21 protein-coding genes and 1 pseudogene are annotated in these 20,728 nt (G+C 63.3%); 12 read left to right on the forward strand and 10 right to left on the reverse strand.

The window, feature by feature from the left end; genetic code table 11:
* The first annotated feature begins 20 nt into the window (after positions 1-20).
* On the forward strand, positions 21-2,021 hold the full coding sequence (locus tag OG203_RS38105) for a tetratricopeptide repeat protein (protein WP_405162050.1): 2,001 nt from the start codon (positions 21-23) through the stop codon (positions 2,019-2,021).
* Here OG203_RS38105 and OG203_RS38110 read toward each other — a convergent pair.
* Genes OG203_RS38110 through OG203_RS38120 form a run of 3 tightly spaced genes read right to left on the reverse strand, consistent with a single transcriptional unit; the run spans position 1,996 to position 4,566 of the window.
* Positions 1,996-3,216: a hypothetical protein gene (locus OG203_RS38110; protein WP_405162051.1), complete on the reverse strand. Its 1,221-nt coding sequence runs from the start codon at positions 3,214-3,216 to the stop codon at positions 1,996-1,998. The genes OG203_RS38105 and OG203_RS38110 overlap by 26 nt on opposite strands.
* Entirely contained in the window at positions 3,213-3,698 is a 486-nt protein-coding gene (locus tag OG203_RS38115) for a hypothetical protein (RefSeq protein ID WP_405162052.1), read from the reverse strand. The genes OG203_RS38110 and OG203_RS38115 overlap by 4 nt, the downstream gene beginning before the upstream one ends.
* A gap of 49 nt (positions 3,699-3,747) precedes the next feature.
* Entirely contained in the window at positions 3,748-4,566 is an 819-nt protein-coding gene (locus tag OG203_RS38120; protein WP_405162053.1) for a pentapeptide repeat-containing protein, read from the reverse strand.
* Between the two features lie 262 nt (positions 4,567-4,828).
* On the opposite strand from OG203_RS38120, the pseudogene OG203_RS38125 reads away from it, so the two are divergent.
* Positions 4,829-5,974 (forward strand): annotated as a pseudogene (locus OG203_RS38125) (alkane 1-monooxygenase); the annotation flags it as partial.
* A 161-nt stretch (positions 5,975-6,135) separates the two neighbouring features.
* Here OG203_RS38125 and OG203_RS38130 read toward each other — a convergent pair.
* From OG203_RS38130 to OG203_RS38140, 3 genes are all read right to left on the reverse strand, one after another.
* The gene (locus OG203_RS38130; protein WP_405162054.1) at positions 6,136-7,029 is read right to left on the reverse strand and encodes a YihY/virulence factor BrkB family protein; all 894 of its coding nucleotides are present in this window, start codon (positions 7,027-7,029) and stop codon (positions 6,136-6,138) included.
* A 148-nt stretch (positions 7,030-7,177) separates the two neighbouring features.
* The gene (locus OG203_RS38135; RefSeq protein WP_405162055.1) at positions 7,178-7,540 is read right to left on the reverse strand and encodes an STAS domain-containing protein; all 363 of its coding nucleotides are present in this window, start codon (positions 7,538-7,540) and stop codon (positions 7,178-7,180) included.
* Between the two features lie 288 nt (positions 7,541-7,828).
* Positions 7,829-8,071 (reverse strand): DUF5808 domain-containing protein, encoded by a 243-nt coding sequence (locus OG203_RS38140; protein WP_405162056.1) that lies wholly within the window; start codon positions 8,069-8,071, stop codon positions 7,829-7,831.
* A 249-nt stretch (positions 8,072-8,320) separates the two neighbouring features.
* Here OG203_RS38140 and OG203_RS38145 point away from each other — a divergent pair, with 249 nt between their 5' ends.
* The 5 genes from OG203_RS38145 to OG203_RS38165 all read left to right on the forward strand — a co-directional run bounded on the left by OG203_RS38145 (position 8,321) and on the right by OG203_RS38165 (position 11,759).
* On the forward strand, positions 8,321-8,542 hold the full coding sequence (locus tag OG203_RS38145) for a hypothetical protein (protein WP_405168207.1): 222 nt from the start codon (positions 8,321-8,323) through the stop codon (positions 8,540-8,542).
* 59 nt (positions 8,543-8,601) lie between these two features.
* On the forward strand, positions 8,602-8,955 hold the full coding sequence (locus OG203_RS38150; RefSeq protein WP_405162057.1) for a UvrD-helicase domain-containing protein: 354 nt from the start codon (positions 8,602-8,604) through the stop codon (positions 8,953-8,955).
* Between the two features lie 300 nt (positions 8,956-9,255).
* Positions 9,256-9,837 (forward strand): hypothetical protein, encoded by a 582-nt coding sequence (locus OG203_RS38155; RefSeq protein ID WP_405162058.1) that lies wholly within the window; start codon positions 9,256-9,258, stop codon positions 9,835-9,837.
* A complete protein-coding gene (locus OG203_RS38160; protein ID WP_405162059.1) occupies positions 9,837-11,405 on the forward strand; it encodes an exonuclease domain-containing protein in 1,569 nt (522 codons plus the stop codon). Before OG203_RS38155 ends, OG203_RS38160 begins: the two co-directional genes overlap by 1 nt.
* Positions 11,406-11,453: 48 nt before the next feature.
* A complete protein-coding gene (locus OG203_RS38165) occupies positions 11,454-11,759 on the forward strand; it encodes a DUF2397 family protein (protein ID WP_405162060.1) in 306 nt (101 codons plus the stop codon).
* Positions 11,760-11,989: 230 nt separating this feature from the next.
* Here the strand turns inward: OG203_RS38165 and OG203_RS38170 are convergent, their stop codons facing one another.
* Positions 11,990-12,691 (reverse strand): TetR/AcrR family transcriptional regulator, encoded by a 702-nt coding sequence (locus OG203_RS38170; protein ID WP_405162061.1) that lies wholly within the window; start codon positions 12,689-12,691, stop codon positions 11,990-11,992.
* 86 nt (positions 12,692-12,777) lie between these two features.
* Here OG203_RS38170 and OG203_RS38175 point away from each other — a divergent pair, with 86 nt between their 5' ends.
* Positions 12,778-13,899, forward strand: a complete 1,122-nt coding sequence (locus OG203_RS38175; RefSeq protein WP_405162062.1) for an FAD-dependent oxidoreductase — start codon at positions 12,778-12,780, stop codon at positions 13,897-13,899.
* Between the two features lie 55 nt (positions 13,900-13,954).
* Here OG203_RS38175 and OG203_RS38180 read toward each other — a convergent pair whose 3' ends face one another.
* Positions 13,955-14,401, reverse strand: a complete 447-nt coding sequence (locus OG203_RS38180) for a hypothetical protein (RefSeq protein WP_405162063.1) — start codon at positions 14,399-14,401, stop codon at positions 13,955-13,957.
* Between the two features lie 342 nt (positions 14,402-14,743).
* Here OG203_RS38180 and OG203_RS38185 point away from each other — a divergent pair, with 342 nt between their 5' ends.
* On the forward strand, positions 14,744-14,866 hold the full coding sequence (locus OG203_RS38185; protein ID WP_405162064.1) for a hypothetical protein: 123 nt from the start codon (positions 14,744-14,746) through the stop codon (positions 14,864-14,866).
* A 132-nt stretch (positions 14,867-14,998) separates the two neighbouring features.
* On the opposite strand, the gene OG203_RS38190 is transcribed toward OG203_RS38185, so the two are convergent.
* Positions 14,999-15,307 carry a BPTI/Kunitz domain-containing protein gene (locus OG203_RS38190; RefSeq protein WP_405162065.1) on the reverse strand — a complete coding sequence of 103 codons (309 nt, stop codon included), beginning with the start codon at positions 15,305-15,307 and terminating at the stop codon, positions 14,999-15,001.
* Positions 15,308-16,374: 1,067 nt separating this feature from the next.
* On the opposite strand from OG203_RS38190, the gene OG203_RS38195 reads away from it, so the two are divergent.
* A complete protein-coding gene (locus OG203_RS38195; protein ID WP_405162066.1) occupies positions 16,375-16,602 on the forward strand; it encodes a hypothetical protein in 228 nt (75 codons plus the stop codon).
* A 595-nt stretch (positions 16,603-17,197) separates the two neighbouring features.
* Here OG203_RS38195 and OG203_RS38200 read toward each other — a convergent pair.
* Positions 17,198-17,650 (reverse strand): hypothetical protein, encoded by a 453-nt coding sequence (locus OG203_RS38200; RefSeq protein ID WP_405162067.1) that lies wholly within the window; start codon positions 17,648-17,650, stop codon positions 17,198-17,200.
* A 701-nt stretch (positions 17,651-18,351) separates the two neighbouring features.
* On the opposite strand from OG203_RS38200, the gene OG203_RS38205 reads away from it, so the two are divergent.
* Together OG203_RS38205 and OG203_RS38210 are read left to right on the forward strand one after the other, a co-directional pair.
* Positions 18,352-19,062: a DinB family protein gene (locus OG203_RS38205; protein WP_405162068.1), complete on the forward strand. Its 711-nt coding sequence runs from the start codon at positions 18,352-18,354 to the stop codon at positions 19,060-19,062.
* A gap of 438 nt (positions 19,063-19,500) precedes the next feature.
* Positions 19,501-20,688 (forward strand): IS110 family transposase, encoded by a 1,188-nt coding sequence (locus tag OG203_RS38210; RefSeq protein ID WP_405162069.1) that lies wholly within the window; start codon positions 19,501-19,503, stop codon positions 20,686-20,688.
* The last annotated feature ends 40 nt before the right edge of the window (positions 20,689-20,728 follow it).

Genomic DNA, 20,728 nt, shown 5'->3' on the forward strand with positions numbered 1-20,728 from the left:
GATAAAGGGGAGGTACGAGCGTGACGTCAACACTTCGGCCGATGCAGATCCCGCCGCGCAACAGCAATCATGTCGATCGCGAGGCGGCGTTGAGCGCGGTGGAACGGTTGGCCTCGAGCAGTCGTGGCAACGTGACCGTGGTATTCACCGGATTACCCGGTATCGGGAAGACCGCGACGGCGAACGAGCTGGCGCACCGGCTGCGCGACCATTACGTGGACGGCCAACTGTTCTGCACGTTGTCCGATGGATCGGACCAGGTAGGCACGGAGTCCGAGGTGCTGGCCGGTTTCCTGCTTGCACTGGGCGATCGGCCAGAAGACATTCCGGATCGGCTCGATGCCAGATATGGGCGGTACCTGACGCGGACCGCGGGTCGGCGTTTGCTCGTGGTGCTCGACGGTGCCATGACGGCCGCGCAGGTGCGACGGCTGCGTCCCGCCGACGGCGCGTCGCTGACCGTGGTCACCGAACGCAGTCCGGCCACCGACTTGAGTGTCGGTGGCGCAAAGGTTTTCGAGCTCGATCAGCTCAGCGACGCCGACGCCCGCGAACTGCTCGCCCGCATCGTCGGTGCGGAACGGGTGGCCGCGGAGTCGGCGGCCGCGGATCGTGTTGTCGCACTGTGCGATAACTTGCCGTTCGCGATCTGCGTGGTCGGTTCCTTGCTCGCCCAACATCCTGGACGCGGAATCGCCGTCCTGGCAAACACTTTGGGCAATGAGCGCCGACGCTCGACCGCGCTGTCGCTGGCGCAGGTGTTCGATACGGCGTATCGGACATTGTCGGACACGGCTGTGCGTTGCTATCGCGCACTCGGACTGCGTGCCTACAGCGGCTGGATCCAGGTAGCCACGCTCGCCGCGGTGCTGGAATTGCCGGACGACGAGATCGCCTGGGCGATGATGGAACTCGCCGACCTCTACCTGGTCTCGGAAAGGGAAGGGGGATACTGGGTTCGCTCGATGGTCCGCGTACATGCTCGCGCCACCGATCAACGTGACGAGGTCGAACGCGTGCGGGAGGAGAACCGGATGCTCGACTATTACGACCGCGGGATTTCCTACGCCGACGTGCTGCTTGCGCCGGGGCGTCCGTGGCGCGGCATATTGTTTCCGGACGCGGTGTTTCCGGGGCCCGGTATCGGCGAGTTCAACGATGCCGACGGTGCGCGGACATGGCTGCGTCGCGAAATCGCCAACATCGGTGCCGCTCTCGCGCGGGCATTCGACGACGGTCGTGACGAACTGGTCATGCGGTGGTGCGTGTCGCTGTGGCCGTTCCATGACAAGGACAAATACCTCGACGCCATGCGCACCATGCATGAGTTCGGCATCATTGCGGCGCGCCGGTCCGGGCACCGTGCTGCGGAGAGCTTCTTGCATACGCAACTGGGCTTCCACGGCTATTGGTTGCGGGATCTCGCCGACGCGGCATCGGCGTTCGACGAAGGACTGCGGGCCGCGCACTCGGTCGAGGTGACAGATATCCGCGCCCAGCTAGAGGCTTCCGCACTGGAGGGGCTCGGCCTTGTGCTGTTGGCACAGGGGCTGGTCGAGCAGGCCAGGACGGCGCTGCGCCAGAACTACGACCTCGCTACGGCGATCGGCGATCCGCGCCGAAACGCGCTCGCCGCATTCCATTTGGCGAAGGTAGAACCACCGGAACGTGCCCTCGCGCTGCTGGATGCCGCCGATGACGGGTTCGCGGCGTTGCCCGGCGATGAGACGGAGAACCACGGGAAAGTGCTGGCGTGGCGCGGCCGAAAGTTGGTCGAGCAAGGCAGGATCGCCGAGGCGGAAGAGCCGTTGTCGCGTGCGCTGGAGATCATGCGATCCAGGCACCGCGGGTTCGATGAGGCGGAAATTCTTGTCGCGCTTGGTGATCGGTACGCCGGTGCGGGCGACTCGGCGAATGCGATCCAGTGCTACCGCGCGAGCCTGCGGATATATACCGAACTGCGCTTCGCCGAGCAGATAGCCGCGGTGACAGCGCTCATCGCGCGGGCGGAATCTTCGTAACCGCAACCTGATAACTGTGTCCCGCACACTGGATGGTCCAGTCGCCGATCAGGTCATCGATCGTGTGGTCGCGGGAGACGAGATGGTAGGCCAGTGACGCGAACAGCCGACTGGGAAGTTCTGCGGACTCGACCCGAAGCTGCTGGTCTTGGTTGCCGAGCAGCCAGTCGCCGCGGCTGGTCGGTGCCGCGGCCAGCGCGCAACCGGGCAGTTGAGCAAGGGTGTCGGTGATCCATGACTCGGTATCGGGGCCGGGGGATCCGATGATGAGGTCGGCCAACTCCAACCACCGGCGCTGTGGCTCCTGCACACCGACCGCCAGATGGGTGTTCGGCCCGGCGGATTCGCCGGTTCTCATGCGTTCGGCTGGGAACCTGGTGATGGTGGCGGCCCGATCGGCATGTGCGTCGACATGCACTACGTGTGCGTCGGCGCCGATGAGCGGGTCCGTCGGCAATGGCAGCACGGCGATATCCGCGGCGTGGTCCGGCTCGGGGAGCTTCATCGCGCTGTACATCGCGGCCCGTAGCAACTCGGCGCCGTTGCCGGGTGTCGAGGTCGCGAGGGCCCCGATGGCGGCGTAGCGGTCGGGATGATGGTCGGCGATCGCGCGACGTACCTGGTCGAGGATATCGGCGGACAGGTCCAGATGCGGTGCGGCAGACAATAACTGGGCGCTCGGCGAATCGGGATCAACGGCGTGGGTCGGCGCGGACGCCAGCAAGAGCGGATTACCCAGCGCGGCGGAATAGAACGGCACCGAGCCGTGATCACCGATCAGAAGATCAGCGGCGACCACGCCGGTACGCCAAAAATCGACGTCATGGGAAACATGGACGCCCGCACGTCGTGCGCTCGAGAGATACTCCGCTACCTGCCAGCGGGAATGATGCGCACGAGTGTTGGGGTGCAGTGTAAGCAGCACTCGGAATTCGTCGGCGGGTAGCGCTGAGGCCACGCGGCACGGCAGTTCAGGGTCGGCGGCGATGAGTGAATCCCGACCCCAGGTGGAGGAGATCACGATGAGTTGCTGCCCGGCGGTTAGGCCGAACGCGCGCCGGTAGGTCGGCCGGAGGGGTCGGCTCGCGAGGAGCCGGTCGTAGCAAATATCGCCCGCTAGCAGCGTGTTCGGTACGGCCTGTGGGCAGGTGCGACGCAATCGGTCGCGTTGTTCGGCGTGGGATAGGACGATCACCGAGGGGATGACGCGCCCGTCGTGCAGCAGCCAGTCGGATGATAAACCGAAAACCGAATGTTCTTTGTTCTTTGTTCTTTGTTCTTTGTTCTTTGTTCTTTGTTCTTTGTTCTTTGTTCTTTGTTCAGGTATTTATTGTATCCCATTCCGTGGGGCACAACGAGCAGTGGCGCCTGAACCTTATGCAGCTTTCCGCCGTAGCTAGCCGATACCGCCAGATCAAACCGCTGGGATACCGCTGCGCGCCAGGGTATTTCGAGCGCGCCACGCGAGGCAATGAATTCGCTTGTGTCCGTATCGAAAACAGACGATCCGGTTCGGGTGAACACGATACGGACCCGTGGATCCGATGCCACCAGCCCGACCGTGTCGAACAGCCTGGACGCGGCTGTGGTGTTGTGCACCACCGCAAGTACGCTCCGCCGATTCGGGTAGGTCGCCCAGCGACTGCTGTCTGACAGGTACTGCTCGACGGATGACACAATCACTGATCGTAGCGATCCCGTCCCGACAACTATCCGGATGCGGGCGTTACGGCAGTCGCGTATCCGGTTCGGTTCTAGCGCTTTCGAGCTGTCGAGTGGTCACTCCGGTGCAGCCGGTGAGGTCGGTTCCGGCCAGTGCGGCGTTGGTCAGGTCGGTTCCGGCCAGGACGGTGTTGACGAGGATTGCCCCGTTGAGGCGGGCGCTGTTGAGGCGGGCCCGGGTGAGGTCGGCGCCGGTCAGATCGGCTCCGTTCAGGTCGGCGTTACTGAGGTCGGCGTCCACGAGCGTCGCGCCGCGCAGGTCGGCATCGGTGAGCTCGGCCCAGGTCAGGCGCGCGCCGGTGAGGTTGGTCTCGCGTAGGTTCGCGCGGGGGAGTCGGACTCGAGCGAGGTTCATCGAGGGCTCGTCCGGGGAGTATTTGCGTCGCTGGATGACAGACAAGACCGCGGCAACGTCAGCCGCTGGCTGTTCATCCGGGGTGGGCTGGGACGCATGCTGGCGCAGGAAGTCGGCGCAGGTCTCCAGGACGCGAATACGGTCGATAGGAGTGAAATGCATGATGCGTTCGAGCTCGCGCGCACCGCCAGCGCGGACGATCGGATCGGCGGAGCCCAGATGACCGATGGCGGCGCTGAAGCTGTCGGTGTACTGCTTGTCCTTGTCCAAGTAGTGCTTCTTGATGCCGTATACAGCGACGGCGGCGGTCACCCCGATCCCTACCAGCTGAATGAGTTGATTGCGGAAAGTCTCAGCGTTCTTCGCATCGTCGGTGAGCCACAGCGGACCCTGGTAGGCGAGCCATACGAGCGTGAAGAGCATGACAACGATGGCTGCGCCGGCCAGCCAGCGCTTCGGTTCCCTCATGTGGTCATCTCAGCAGGAGTCCGCCCAGGATGCAGCAATACCCAGCAAACCCCCAAGGCGTCACACAAAGAGGCTTCGAAGCTTGTGGATCCGCAGTGCGCTGCTAATCGTCGATGTAAGCCACGGTGAATACCGGGCACTGTCTTCCCCACGATTGATTTAAGCCAGCGCTTAACTGAAAGGTCCTGGACGGCAGCACGTGCAGTCTCGTCCTATGCTTCGCGCATCCGAATGTAGCTTCGAGTCGCATCCAAGGGCAGATATGCGAATACTGGGCAATCGCCCGGGATCACCCGATCTCAAGCGTCACCTGTGGGTTTTAGGTTTCATCGCACCGGCGGCCGCGCTGCTGCCCTCCCAGCTGGTGCTGCGCACGGGCTCGCCGGTCTTCTGGTGGAGCGGTCCGATCATCGTGTTCATCGTTATCCCGGTGCTGGATTGGGTGGTGGGGGAGGACGGCAACAATCTGCGCGATGAGGAGTACGAGGAGCTGTCGAACGACCGGTACTACCGGTGGTGCACGTTCCTGTTCCTGCCGGTTCAGCTGATCGGGCTGGTCGTCGCGTGCGCCATGTGGTCCGGTCACGAGTTGAGTGTGCTCGACAAACTGGGTCTGGCGGTGACGGTGGGTTTCGTGACCTTTATCGGTATCAACGCTGCGCACGAATTGGGGCATCGGGTCGAGAAACTGGAGCGGTGGCTGTCGAAAATCGCACTGGCACAGTCGGGTTACGGCCACTTCACCGTCGAACACAATCGCGGACATCACGTATGGGTAGCCACACCTGGCGATCATTCGAGCGCGCGGTACGGCGAATCGCTCTGGGAGTTCCTGCCACGTTATCTGGTCAGCGCCTTCCGTGCCGCGCTCGAGCTGGAGGGGGCGCGGCTACGCCGAAAAGGCCAGGGGTGGTGGAGTATTCACAACCAGATCCTGCAGACCTGGTCGATTACCGCGGTGCTTTTCGGCGGACTGCTCGCCGTATTCGGCTGGTCCATTTTGCCGTACCTGTTACTGCAGGCCGTGCTCGGCATGGCGTTACTCAAGACGATCGGCTACATCGAACACTACGGGCTGCTACGCGAGCGGAAGCCCAACGGTTCATGGGCTCGCTTCTCGCCCAAGGACAGCTGGGACTGCGACTGGCTGGTCACCAACGTCTTCATCTTCAATGTGCAGCGGCACAGCGATCACCACATCAATACCGGACGTCGCTATCAGACTCTGCGCAATTCCGAAGAGGCGCCACGGCTTCCGGCCGGATACATCACCATGGTCCTGTGCGCGGCGATTCCGCCACTGTGGCGGCGCGTGATGGATCCGCGGGTGCTCGCGCACTACGAAGGCGATATCACCAAGGCCAACATCCAGCCCCGTAAACGAGCCAAAATCCTGGCGGCCCACGGACGCGACGAGGAATTGTCGAACCCGGTGAATCAGCAGGTCCAGCCGACCTACGTTCCGGTGCCGTCAGCCGCGCCGGCCGTTGACTGCGAGGTGATTCCGGCGGGGCGTCCGAGCAGCTTGCCCTTGTGGAACAGCGCGCCGGCACGGACCGGAGCGACGAGTTAGGGAGGCTGGTCGAAGGTGACTGTGATGTCTTCGAAGTCTTTGTTGCGCTGGGCTTGTGCCTGATCTGTGTAGGTGCGCCGGTCGCCGGTGGTGAGGGTGACGTTCTCGGTGAACGGTGACAGCAGGGCACGGGGATAGAGCTTGTCGATCCACACGACGTTGATCTCCGCGCACAGCACGACCGAGCACGAGGCGAGGTAGAGGAAGCCGAGGAGCCCGAGGACCACGGCAAACACACCGTTGGTGTCCGAGGAATGACTCACCACCCGGCCGACATAGAGCGAACCGAACCGCTGCAGCAACTGCCACGCGACAGCGGCGACCACCGCGCCGGGAGCGATCTGCAGCCAGCGCAGCGGGCGCACAGTGGCCCATTTGAACGCGATCGCGAACAACCCGGCGTTGACCACGACCGAGGCAAGCAGCAGCAACCAGGCAAACCCGAAGCCGATGCGCCACGCGGCGCCGATCTGGGACAGCACAGTCGATCCGAGGATCAGCGGACCGAGGATGAGCAGCCCGATCAGCCCGCGTATCCGGACCATCAGCGGATTGGGACGTTGGTTGACCGGTACCGCCCAGGCAACATTCATCGCGTTCTGCAGGGCAACCGAGACACCGAGACCACCGAACGCCGCAACGCTGATTCCCGCGATCAGACCGGCGGTGCCGCCGCTGAGCCGCTCCGGGCGGCTGATCTGGTTGCCGATTACCGGAAACTGGCTTAACGCCGAGTCGAGGATGCGCTGTTGAAGATGCGGATCGGCTTTGAGGATCACGCTGAGCACTGTCGTCAGAATCAGCAGCAGTGGAAACAACGACACGAACGCGTAGTAGGTGATCAAGGCGGCAAGGTATCCGCCTTGATCGTCGACGAACTTATAAATCACCGCCAGCGGAAACCCCAACCCACGGTGCCGCTGCTGGAACCTATCGACCCTGGCAACCAATCCGACCACTCATCCCTCGCGGTGTGCCGTGCCGACGGGTAGGTCGGTCAAGCGTGTTGCACGGTAACGCATTGTGCCAGAACCGGATTCAGGCGATATGCGGAGTTCCGCCCGGTGCCAGCGCGTCTTGCAGGGTCTCGAACAGATCGAGTATCTCGTCGAGCCCGGTCACCTCGATCGGCCGTCGCACCTGCGGCGACGCCACCACCCGCAGTCCACCCTTCGCGACAGCCCGCTCTGCGAGCAGCAGCACGCTGAGCCCCGCAGACCCGAAGAAGCTCACTCCTGACAGGTCCACCACCAACAGCATCGGCTTATCGACCAGCACATCTTCGATGCCCGATTGCAGTTGTGGCGCCGACATCGCGTCGACCTCACCGCCAATGGTCAGTATCGCCGCCGAGTCGACCCAGTCCAGGTGTATGTCCAACGCACCGGCCTCGACGCTCATCGCGCCACCGCCGTAACAGTTTCAGTGCAAACCATGCCGCAGTCCGCCCTTACTTCATCAGCTCCCGCCCGGCTGAACCCCTGCATCCTCAAGGGTGGCCGTCGCGTCTGCCTACGATATTCGATGCGGTAGCGATCCGCCCAAACGGATGGCGCAGACCACGTCGCGCCGTCAGCCGCGACCACGGCAAGCCCCTTCTCCGCCCTGCCGCGAATTCGCCGCCAATCGCAAACGATGGGTGCCCACCTGTGGTGACGACCAGCACCTGACTATCCGCAGGGCCGCTCATCAACCTTTACGGTCGCCCCGCGGACCCCAGTGAAACAGCCGATACAGATTCATGTCGTAACCCCATCCGAACGATTTCGGGGTGAACAGACGCGGATCGGCCGGGTTCCACCACCGGGCACGCAGTCGCGCCCACGTCGGACGTCGCCAGTCGTACGGCACCCCCGCCGCCTTCCCCTGCGGTTCGGGGACACGGTCGTCTTCCGAGTTGGCCATCGTGCTCGCGCCCTTCCTGCTGATCACCACAGCTCCCATCGCCACAGCCCGCCACCCTCGAACCTACGCGCCCCGACCCCCAGACGCTGCCTCCCTTCACCGACGGCTTCGACAATCTGTTCAGCAGTGATCACGGTATTGGGGCCGACCGCAATCCAACGCGAGATCAACTGTCGGCCGCCGGTTGCGCCTGATCGAACGCGCGCGTCGCCGCAGCGGGGACTGTTCTGCTCGAGCGACCCGACGACACTGCCGGTCGGGCACGGCTGGGCTCGGATGCCTGGAGTGACCCTGATCGGCGACGCCGCCCACCTCGCGCCCCCGAACGGCGAAGGCGCGAACACGGCCACTGCATCCGTCGTCGTGGTGATGCTGACGCGGCCGACTCCGGTGAAGAAGGTGGCCCGGCTGATGGCGCCGCTGTTCGCGGGCAGGGCGAAACCCCAACCGCCACTGAGCGGAACGTCCACCGAGCCCTGGACAGATACCAGGAGGTAAAGCGCTCGGGCCGGGACGGCGTCGCCCTCGGCCCGAACCAGCGAGCAGACGTCTGAAACTTGTTCTACAAGCAGTACCAGGCGCGGCTGGACGACCGTAAGATCAACGACTTCAACGACATCGTCGGCAAAGCTATCGAAGAGTTACGCGATCGCCCACTCGACGATTCCGAGGCTTATGCACTGATCGTGGTCGACGAAGTGCAGGACTTCACCCTTATGGAGCTGAAGCTGGTGCATCGGGAGGCCGTGCTGCGCTTCGTTCAACGTATCGAGGCCAACAACACCGTCGACGACCTTGACGGCGGGCCCGGATTCGTGCTCCGTGACAGCGAAACCGTACTACCCGGGGGCCCGCGACCACGCCGAACTGCTCGCCCGCCAAACCCTCGTCGCCATGAGCCGCGCCGGTGACTACCTTTGGGTGGCATACCTGACCGACTGACCGCCTCATCGAATGAACACATCGCGCTCAGATCGCTACGTCGCAGACCAACGGTCGTGCAGCGCCTTGGCCAGGTCGAGTAGTCACGGGGTACCGAGACAGCTCAGAGCTCAATTGCAAAGCGCCATAGAAATTTTGGGAACCGTTCGCATCCCAATGGGGAATTCGGCTATCACACAGGGCATTTCGGGAGATGTTCCGTCCTCGGTAACACTACCCACACGCACTCCGATCTCACGCACACACGAATCGAACGTTATGGGGGAACAATGCTCGGCTTCGCAATCATCGATCGGCAACCAGCCGCCGACGCCACCGCTGTCTGGGTGATCAGCCGTACCGGCAACACCAGTGTGAACAACACCAACGCGGTAGTCATCTCACATGAGGATCCCCGCTACGACATAAAAGTTCACGCTCTTACGGCAGGCCGATCGATCGTGCTCACTACTGGGACCGAGCCGCCCATCAGCGTCGCGGACGCCATCCATCTCGACGTGTTCGACGACCTGATCCAGCAGACCGCCACTCACCAAGACCTGATCTGCACAGCGATCGCGAACTACAACACACGCAACCGCAAAGACCTTGTAATCCCAGGCTTTCCGCCTGTGCCTGCGCTTGCCCCGCCGCAAGAGGACGAACCGCAATACCGCGCCCTGGCGTTGGCCAACTACGTCGCCCAAGCGTGGGCGGCGTGGCTGTTCACTGACGAGCAACGGCACCGCCGGACGGTGGCGCCCAAGACGGGCGAAACTCCGTGGATCATGCCGGAAGAACTCAATGGCCCGACCATCGTGGCGTTTCCGGACGAGTTCGTGGGTCTAGTGCGACCGGACCCGGTGGCCTGATGTTCGACTACACGGCTATCGATTTCGAGACTGCGAACTCCTACCGCGGATCGCCTTGTGCGGTCGGCCTCGTCCGCGTCCGCAATGGGGTCGTGGTGGACGAACGCCGGTGGCTGATCCGTCCCCCCGAGGCGGTCAACTACTTCGACGGGTTCAACACCATGCTGCACGGCATCAGCGAGGAAACCGTCTCGCATGCGCCGAGCTGGGCGGAGATCCTGCCGAGGATCGTCGACTACCTCGGCGATGACGTTGTTGTTGCCCACAATGCGGGTTTCGATACCGGTGTCGTCCGATATGCCTGCGCGGTTGACCAAATCGAGTGGCCAGGCCTGCGATTCCTGTGCACGATGGTGCTGTCGCGCCGTGCCCTGTCGTTGCCTTCGTATCGGCTTCCGTATGTCCTGGAATCACTCGGCGGGTCGATCGATGACCATCACGATCCACTCGCGGACGCCAGAGCCGTGGTGGACGTGGTCCGTGGACTGGCCCGAAAACAAAATGCTGTCGACCTCGATGAGCTAGCTGGCTCAGTCGGCGTGCGCATCGGCACGATGGCTGGTGGTATCTACAAAGGCAGCGTCGCGATTTCCGGAGGTACCGGATCCCGGCTCGTACGGCCCGAACTCGATCCGAACGCAGACCCCGACGGCTACCTCTACGGCAGGGTCATAGTTTTCACCGGCACCCTGATGTCCATGACTCGGCAGGTCGCCTGGCAAGAGTGCGCCCGAGTCGGCGCGCGGACCGACGAAGATGTCACGAAGAAGACGAATGTCCTCGTAGTGGGCGATATCAACCCTGCCGTGCTCCGTCCAGGTTCGAACGTTACTGGCAAGGCTCGCAAAGCATTCGAGCTTCAGGATAAAGGCCAGGACATCGAGGTAATGACCGAGGACGATTTCCTCAGATGTCTAGTTGGCAAACCGCTCGACGAGATCGCGCTGGCCGGTGAGAACGAATCGAATCGCCAAACTCCGACACCGGTGCCAACTCGACTGCGCTCGGTCTCCCTGGAGGAGCGGCCGAAGCCCAAACCGCCAAAACCATTGCACCGCAAGCCGGTCCCCACCGATCAGATCTGTTCGGCCAAAGGCTGTGCCGACACGGCCGCGTTCAAGACCCGCACCAAACCAACGTGGTGCGAGCAGCACATCGCCGTAATTCAACGAGCCTGCGGCCTCGACCCGATGGAGCCGTTCACCCATCCCGACAGCTGGCAATTGACTCGTTGCCGCACATGCACAGTCGAAGCGCACTACCGGTTCAACTACACCGTGGACAAGCGCAGCTACGGTGAGCTGACCTGTCGAGCCTGCTACTGGCGCAAGTGGGCGGCCGACGCCAGAGCCGTGCAGGGACATTGGGCCGAGCTAGAGCCCGTGCCCTACACAGACGCTAAAGCCCTCGCCGAGGACAACGGATTCGACTATCTCGGTCCGCTCACCGCACCATCCTTTGCCGACGACCCGCATCACACCCGATGCCGCCGCTGCGGCAAGCTCAGTGCGGAACGGCTCGGAGACATCGGATTCGGCTGTACGTGCACCCGCTCAACTTCTCGATGAGGACAGTCATCAGTGCGGCGGGTATAGAGAACCGATCCATGTCAGCACGTGGTGCCGGACAAGCCGCATACTTCGGTCGCGCAGACCGGGCAGGTGCTCGATCCCGACATCGTGGAGGCACGATGCAGGAAGCTGGTGCGGTGGGGAAATCTGATTCCGTCCCTTCGTGATTCGCGAGTCAGCACGGTTGCCGACTATCTGCGCGCCAGGTCGCGATATCAGGTATCCAGCCTGGGCGGACGTGTTCATCGCAGCGCGATCGAGATCATGCAGGCCAGCAATGGTGCCCGTGAGGTCGCACGGGAATTGCTGGGGCAGATCGCCGCAGGCCATTGGAACGCACCGGTCACGTGATCGCTGGATCGATCAAACTCGAATCGAACGATGAAGCGGCGCAACGGTTATCGGGGATACCGGATGTTCTGAGCCGCAGCGACTCCTCCGCAGTGCCGACCACCGCGGCGCAGCCACTTCGCCCAGCGCGCACAGCGGCATAGCCGTGTGTTCGGTCTGATCTCCACCGCCTCTACCGATGTGGTCGTGGGGCGCCGTAGGTGGGTCAGCTTGCGGTGAGATCTTGGCTTCTACCGGGCAGGGCTGTTCTTGCCCGTGCGGTGCACGGTCTCGATGCCGGCGAGGATGAGATTGATGCCGTTGAGGAACTGTTCGCGGTCGTCGTGGTCGCGCAGGTGCGTTCTGGCTTTGTGCACGGATGGGTATCTAGCGGGGTCGAGCTGTGCCCACTGCGCGGCGACGGTGGCGAGGAAAGTTGATCGGTCCATCTTGTTGTTGGCGAGCGTGCGGGCATTCGCGGCGTTCTGCCCGGCGACGCCGAGAATGTAGTTCACGAGCACCCCGGCGGAGTCGGATAACCCTTGTTGAGGCACGTCGAGTGCCTGCAGTTGCTCGCTGATGCTTTCGTAGATGTCCAACAGTGCCGGTCGCCAAGGCTCTCGGGTGAGTTGGCCACCGACCCAGGGGTGGGCGACGATCGCATCGAACAGGCCGAGCGCGATGGCACGCAGCACTTCTCGGGGCTCGGCGTCGGCGACGAGGTCGGTCACGATGGGGGTGATGACGTGGTCGGTGGCCGCGGCGAGCAGGTCGTTGCGGTCCGCGACGTGGTGATATATCGCCCCGTATCCGGTGGACAGCTGCACGGTGAGCGCTCGCAGGGTCAGTGCGTCCTCGCCCTCGGCATCGAGTATTTCGGTAGCGGCCTCGACTATCACGTCCCTGGTCAGCGCCTCCTTGCGTCGGGGGGCTCGTCGAGACTTGGTCGCCATGGGATCCATTCTGCCACGTATGGATCGCCGCTCCAAACTTCTGCTAGCGTTGTTGGAGTGGCAATCCACCATCTCGGAGGAACACGATGAATACCGCGATTACCGTTGTCGGAGCCGGCCTCGGCGGTCTCGTCCTGGCCCGCGTCCTGCACACGCATGGCATCCCGGTCACGGTCTACGAAGCGGAGGCCTCGGCGGGTGCGCGTACCCAGGGTGGGCTGCTCGACATCCACCCCTGGAACGGCCAGCCAGCGCTCGAGGCGGCCGGCTTGATCGAGAAGTTCCGCGGTCTTGTGCTGCCCGGCCGCGAGTCCTATCGAGTTCTGGACCGGACAGGGACTGTTTTGCTCGATCGACCCGACGACGGCACGGGGGAGCGTCCCGAGGTGTCGCGCGGCGAGCTGCGCCAGATGCTGTTGGACTCGCTTCCGGACGGCATCGTGCACTGGGGGCGCAAGGTCAGCGGCGTACAGGCACTCGGCGAGAGCCGCAACGAGCTGCGCTTCACCGACGGCGCCGCCGTCGTCACGGGCGTGCTGGTCGGGGCAGACGGGGCGTGGTCGCGGGTTCGACCGGTGTTATCCGACGCCACCCCGCAGTACGTGGGCGTCACGTCGGTCGAGTACTTCCTATTCGATGCGGACACCCGTCATCGCGCCACGGCCGAGGCGGTCGGCGCCGGGTCGATGTTCGCGCTCGCGCCGGGCAAAGGCTTCCTTGTTTATCGGGAAAGGGGCGGCACTCTGCACACCTACGTACAGCTCGCAGCGCCACAGGACTGGCTCGCCGACACCGACGGCGCAGCTGTGTCGGCGCGGATCGTCGCCGAGTTCGACGGGTGGGCGCCCGAGTTGACAGCGCTGATCACCGACAGCGACACCACACCGGCCATCCGGCCCCTCTACACACTGCCGGTCGGGCACCGCTGGGCTCGGATGCCTGGAGTGACCCTGATCGGCGACGCCGCCCACCTCGCGCCCCCGAACGGCGAAGGCGCGAACACGGCCATGCAGGACGGAGCCGAACTCGGCCAGGCCATCGCCGCGCACCCCGACGACATCGAGGCCGCGCTGGCCGAGTACGAGCAGGCCATGTTCTCGCGTGCTGCCGCTGAAGCGGGCGGCGAGGATATTTACGACGTCATGATCGGCGACGGCGCGCCCCACAGCTGGATCGCCATGATGAACGTCGCCGAGCAGGCATCGTGAGCGCCGCTACCGCGTCCCTTGCGCCGAAACCGCGAACGTTCGAGAGTGCGGTGGATCAGCCGGCGTAGAACTCGGCGGCGGGCATCACCTGGTGTGGCATATCCGTCGTCGTGGTGATGCTGACGCGGCCGACTCCGGTGAAGAAAGAGGCCCGGCTGATGGCGCCGCTGTTCGCGGGCAGGGCGAAACCCCAACCGCCACTGAGCGGAACGTCCACCGAGCCGGAGTCTCCGGTGTCGAGGTTGGTCCAGTGTGCGGTGACGGTCACCGTGCAGGGGGTGTAGATGAAGGCACGGTGCTGGAAGCCGTACCAAATGCCGACTGTGCCAAGCGGACCGAGATCGGGGCGGCTCTGCGCGTTGCCGTTGATCTCGGTAGGGATGGGAAAGTCACGGCAAGCGGTGGGAGTGTTCGCCAGCTGAGCGCCGTAGGGTCCGGCCGCGCTCGCGGTTGTGCCGGACGAAAGCAGTGCTGCGGCGACGCACGCTCCGATGATCGGCATCCGAACGAGCGTATTGCGGTGTCGCATGGTGTCTCCTAAGAATTGACGGGGAAACGCATTCGATCTGAGTGCCGCCGTATTCGGGTCTCCGTCCGGAGTCGTGGATCGCACATCCCAACGGCAACGTCACAAACCCAGACACATCGCGTCACGCGTCGGGACGGTACACCGAACCGGGGCGCGCCCACAGAATTGCGGGCACGGATACAGCAACTCGCTCGACGGTCCCCGCGGTGCTGGATGAGCTACCGCACCAACGTCTTTGCCGCATCGGACAGTGTTGGCGGCCCGCAGTGTTGCCGCTGAGAGCCTCGTCGTCACCACCGAGCCCGACTACCCCTCGTGACCGACTTTCTAGACGGCCGCACGACAGGGCGCATGATCCTCGTGGACGGCGCGCCGATCATCTACTCATATCTGAACAACGCCGTGAACTGCGCCGCCGCGAAAGTCGGGTTTCCGTGAGCGCGGGCACCGACAAGAGCGGATTCGAGCGATCTGGAATGGACACGAGGAGCCGACCGAACGCCCGCACCACAGGCGATGCCGGATGTTACGCGAGCGTTCGGTCGGCCCGGCTCGACCCTAGCCAGGCCGTCACTCCGACGGCTTGTTTGACGATGGCGAACCGCTAGTTTCCGATTTGCAGTGCTGCTTGCATTCAGATTCACTGTCGAACCTGTTGCCGTTTCCTTGGCATCCGCCGTACACGAACCGCTTGCACGTCCCGGTCTTGGAATCGTGGTACCACTTCATACGCTGACGGTTGTGCCGCTGGCGCATGCCACCGTATGGGATGGCTCCGCGACCGAGGCTCCACCCGGAATCACGGCTAGCAGTAAACCAGCTGATACAGCGACTGTCCCGAACGTGACACGCGAACGCCAGCTCTGAGTCATGCAGCATTATCGCTCACTCGTTCCGACTGAAGTCAGGATGGATGGGTGCGATGCAAAACGACTTACGCTGATTTTCGGCCCCACCTCGAGCATCCAGCAACAAGGCCGGACCGCGAGCCGACAACGTCGTCGACTCCATGCCAGGACAACTCGCCCCGGCAGACTAGTTGCGTTTGCAAGAAGTGCCGGTCAGTTTCCTATCCGTGACGACAGTTTTGGCGCAAAGCACGGACCTGGAGGACTTTCCGCGCCTGCGGTACAAAACGACGGTGTTCGTTGCTTCTCCCTTGCTGTTTGCGTGTCCACCTGTCGGGTAACACGCCGTGCCTGTGATCGTGCCGTCATTGAGTGTGGCGCTATCGCAGTTGTAAGTCGTCTGGTCTGCCGCATTGGCATCCGGTGCTGTCAATAGCCACGACCCGGCAGCCAACCCAAAAACGGTCACGAACGCTGTGAGTCGCCCAGAAGTGAAAGGCAATCTGTCCTCCTGATCGTCGGGGCAAACCAGCCAACCTGACTCGCCTCCGATGACCTATTCGTTCCCGGACAGCCTTCGGATCGGCTCTTATCAGGTATCACTGCAGCCGCCCTCTAACGACATCATCGAGAATCTCCCGCCTCCTCAATCGGCCCGATGAGCTGACTTCCGTACGAACGAGTAGAGCGTGATGTGACACGACTGTCGAGCGCCGCCGCAACCGGTTCGATCTTCCTCCGGAGCAGACGCGCGCGCATCGGCATTCGCGTGCGTTGGGAACCCGTGTCTACCAACAGATCTGGGCAACCGACCAACGTGTGCTCCGCAGCATAATCGCTTACTCGCCCTAACTGAACTCAGCTTGGACGGATGTAGCATTTCCCGGCGCTTCAGCAGCGCATCGGTGTCGGTTGCCGATCAGTCCGTTGGGTCGACATAGTCGGCCTCTCCCCATGGCCCAATTGTCTGCCGGTGCGACCTGGCTCAGGCAAGTCCATCACCACCACCGCATCGAATAACTGGGGTCTTATCCAATGCTCCACTCACCCCGTCTGATCAGGGGCCGACAGCCGCTCATCAGAGATCGGAGATTGCAGATGCGCAGGGTCATAGCCCTCCCCATCGTTATCGGCGCGTTCGCCGCAGCCTTGCTCAGTGTCGGACTCGCTGGTCCCGCCAACGCCGACTCCAAAACAGACGCATGCGCCGCAAATTCAGCCGCCTACGGCCAGTTCAAGGACTGCCTGAAGACCGGGAAGACGAAGTCCATCCGGGTCTGGAAGAAGAAGGGCGGTTCTGCTGCGGCACCGCTGATCCCGGGATAGGGCCCACGATCCTTTGAGCCGGTGGGATCGCAGTTTCCTCCAGCGCGGTCCCACCGTCGCTGTCGACCAGCTCGGCGTAGGTACCCAGTTCGTTGGTTACTTGTAGATCGTCGAAGTGATGTCCTACGAGTGTTCGGCCGACCGCATATTGAGGGTCGGTCGAACGCTCGCGCATCGGCATTTGCGCGTCGGGAAAGTGCTGTCAGCCAACCATTTTGGACGACTGACCAACGCGCGCCACGCGGCAATAGCGTGTGTTTGGAGGCGATCGCCAGGACTGAGACGAGGGGTCGTTGAACGCCTCAGCTGTGCGGGTAATCCGCTGCTGCGCAGTCCAGTTCCGTAGCGGTGGCTCTATCTTTCCGGTCGCCGATCCGGGCATGCTCGGGACTGGACAACCGGAATCGATTGGCGGATTGGAGTCCGACCGCGTCTGCCGGGTCGTGAGCTAGGCCGAAACCACCCATATGGCAGCCCGGCATCCAGGGCGCGGGCCAGCATCCGGGGTGGCTAACCGGGTTTGGTGGCGACTACTTAACCCACAAGCCCGGTACCGACTTCGCACTGTCGGTACCAGCAGGGGTCGGCGGAGGGTTTAGGTGGGGGGAGCGGCAGTGAACCATACCGGCCCGTATTTGACGCCGTCGCCGTCTTGCACAAGAAAGTCATAGTGGCCCGGCTTGGTGGGGGTGAACTGGATACTGGCTGAAGTGGTTCCCGGAGGCGTTGTTACGGAGCCGACAATGGTGGCGAGGTCTGGATGAAGAAGCGGATCGATGTCATGGTCTGGATCATATGTAGCGAGCAGATTGACGGGCTTTTCGAACCGGTGATGTGGAGGATCCGGGAAGTTGACCGTGAACGTATACGCCGAGTTCACATAGTAGGCGTCGGAACTCGTTGTTGGCACCCCGCCGCATACCGTCAGGGTTACGGCACCACTGAAGTCACAGGCACCGGCCTGCGGTGCCAGAAACACCGTGGCAACAGCAGCGGCTGCAACGAACCCAGCGACACCGATGCCCGGCCGACCGATACGTGTGTTCATCAAGTACTCCCATTCCTCACCGTCGGACTGGCGGCGACCCCGAAATCCAGCCCCGGCCCGAGGAGTTGGCCTCGGATAGCTGGAATCGTCCCATCATCGAGTGCGGGCCAATAGACCTCATGATTGGGGGGTTTGTCCCCAGTCCAGAGGAAACACGAACCGCCGCAGTCGATTTCGTTGTCAGCCCGAGCGAGGTGACAAAGCGGGGGCAGCGACGAGAAGGGTCGACCACGCCGCGATCTCTTGTACGCACTCCAGCTGGGCGACGCACCCGCCCGGCCGCGAAACGGCTCCCGACCCATGTCCGTGGATATCGGCGGAAACGGGCGGATACGACGTAGTGCGGGCTCCACGCATCCCAGCTGTGGAGAATCCATCGTTTGGTGACAACGTCGGGCACCGACTTCGAACACGCGCTCCGCGGCTATTACCGCGTGTTGACGTGGTATCAGCGGGCGGCTAGGTGCTCATCCACCCGTGAATCTTCGGAGAAGAGCTCGCCCATCCGGCCAATTGTATGGATGAACGGCAGCCCGGGATGGTGCGGTGACCGATGCGGACAGCGCCGGCTGCGGCATGCACCACATTCGGCATTTGCGTACGTTGAGAAGTGCTGTCAGCCAACCAGTTTGGACGAATGACAACGCGCGATAGGCGGCAGAGTCGCGCGTTGCGTGTGCGATGCCGCCTAGTCTGTCTGCATGCGACGCTTCGACGACGAGGACCTCACCGGCGCAGAGTTCCGCGAGTGCGACCTGAGTAGAGCCCGGCTGGTCGGCGTGGTCATGCAGGACGCTGAGATCGACGGTTTGGTCACCAATCTCGTGGTCAACGGGGTCGAGGTAATGTCGTACGTCGAGGCGGAGCTCGACCGCCGTCACCCGGTGCGGTTACTGATCCGCTCCGATGAGCCGGCCGACCTGCGACAGGCCTGGCGGCAACTGCGGGACGACTGGGCGACGACCAGCGAGCGCGTCCGGTCCATGCCCGAGAACAGCGAGCATCACGGCGTCGACGGCGAGTGGTCGATGGTCGAAACCCTGCGTCACCTTGTCTTCGTGCACGACTCCTGGTTCCGGCGCTGCGTGCTCGGGCTCACCGAGCCGTTCACGGCCATGGGACTGGGTGCACCGTTCGTCATGGACCAGGAGAACGGGCTCGACCCGTCCACCCAACCGAGCCTCGACGAGGTGCTCGCCGTGCGCAACCGGCAGGCTTCGGGGATCGAGACGTGGCTGGCCGAGGTCACCCCTGATCAGCTCGCGCAGACCGCGCCGGTGCCCGACGACGACAGATGGCCCCCGTACGCCAAGGGGCGGGCAGTGCGGCAATGCCTCGGTACCCTGCTCAACGAGGAATGGGCTCACCACGGGTTCTGCAAACGCGACCTGGACAAACTGTCGCGTCGGTAGTCTGCATTGGGTTCAGAGCGGGATCTCACTGGCGATTGGGAGTATCCCGACGACGCGGGCTCCATTGTGCTGGCCGATCCCGACGGAAATCCGATTTGAGTCATCGCCTGAGCCACTAGATGGTGGCACGCACGCTCATCGGCGCGCTTAGGGAAGTGCTGTCAGCCAACGAATTTGGACGGCCGCCCAACGCGCGCCCAGCGGCTAGTTAGAGACTGGTGTCAGGATCAGATCCCGGCCAGGATTTGGTTCAGGTGCCCGGTGGGGTGCTCTCTCAGCGGCTGCCCACCGTCGTGATTGGTGTGGCTCTCTAATTGGTTTGCCTCCCACCGGGTGCCGTGCCGGAGTGGCTCGAAAGGGATCTGCCCCACGCTCGAACTAGCAATGCCCTCCCGGCACGGACACCAACACGATCGCAGACCACGGGAGGCCACGGCGATGACCGTCATCATCGGAATGGATCCACACAAACGCTCGGCCACCATCGAAATCATCGACAAAACCGGACGGATCCTAGCCACCGGCAGATACGGCACCGACACCGACGGCTATGCGGAAATGCGCACCGCCACACAACGATTCACCGACCGGATCTGGGCGGTCGAGGGCTGCAACGGTGTGGGCCGTCACCTCGCACATCGCCTGATCCATGACGGAGAAACCGTCTTGGACGTTCCCACGAAACTCTCCGCGCAAGTGCGGGTCTTCGCCACCGGCAACGGCCGCAAAACCGATCCGGTCGACGCGCACTCAGTTGCCCTCGCAGCCTTGCACGCACCGAATCTGCGTCGCGTTGCCGCTGATCCGGAACTGATCGCGCTCGGCATGCTCGCCGATCGACGCGACGGGCTCGGTCACGCTCGCACCGACACCCTCAACCGCCTGCACCGGGTACTGCTGGAACTGATTCCCGGTGGCGCCAAGAAGTTCCTCTCCGCCCGCCAAGCCCGCGAACTGCTCGCCACGATCACCGCGACCGACCCGGTCACCACGGTCCAGCAGCGATTGGCGACGGAATTGATCGAGGACCTCGAAACCATCGACCGCAGGATCAGAGCCGCCGACAAAGAACTACGCCAGCTCGTCCTCGACCGCGGCTCGACGCTGATGGATTTGAATGGCATCGGACCTTCCAGCGCGGCAAGGCTTTTGGCCGACACCGGCGACATCCACCGCTTCGCCAACCGGGACCGGTTCGCCTCCTGGAACGGCACCGCACCCCTGGACGTCTCCTCCGGAGAACAACAACGCCACCGGCTCTCGCGCGCCGGCAACCGCAAAATCAACCGGGTCTTGCACATCATGGCCGTCGTCCAACTACGCCACCCCACCGCCGGCCGGGTCTACTACGACACCCGCAGAACCAGCGGAAAGACGTCGATGGAAGCACTACGCGCGCTCAAACGCAGACTCTCCAACACCATCTACACACGCATGCTCACCGATCAACGACAACGCGAATGGGCGGGCCCGGGAGGGCAATCGGGGACGACTCTTGACTCCAGCGCGACCGGCTCAACCCCGCACACCGGCACTTCGGACAAGCCACAACCTGGACTCACCACCAACAAGAATAACCCGACCTGCAAACCACACCTTGACACGAGAGACCTCCGATTCCGCTAACTGTCAAGCTGCGGCGGATGTCGTTGGCGTGGTGGGAGGT

It is taken from the genome of Nocardia sp. NBC_01499 (assembly GCF_045040275.1).
GTDB lineage: Bacteria > Actinomycetota > Actinomycetes > Mycobacteriales > Mycobacteriaceae > Nocardia.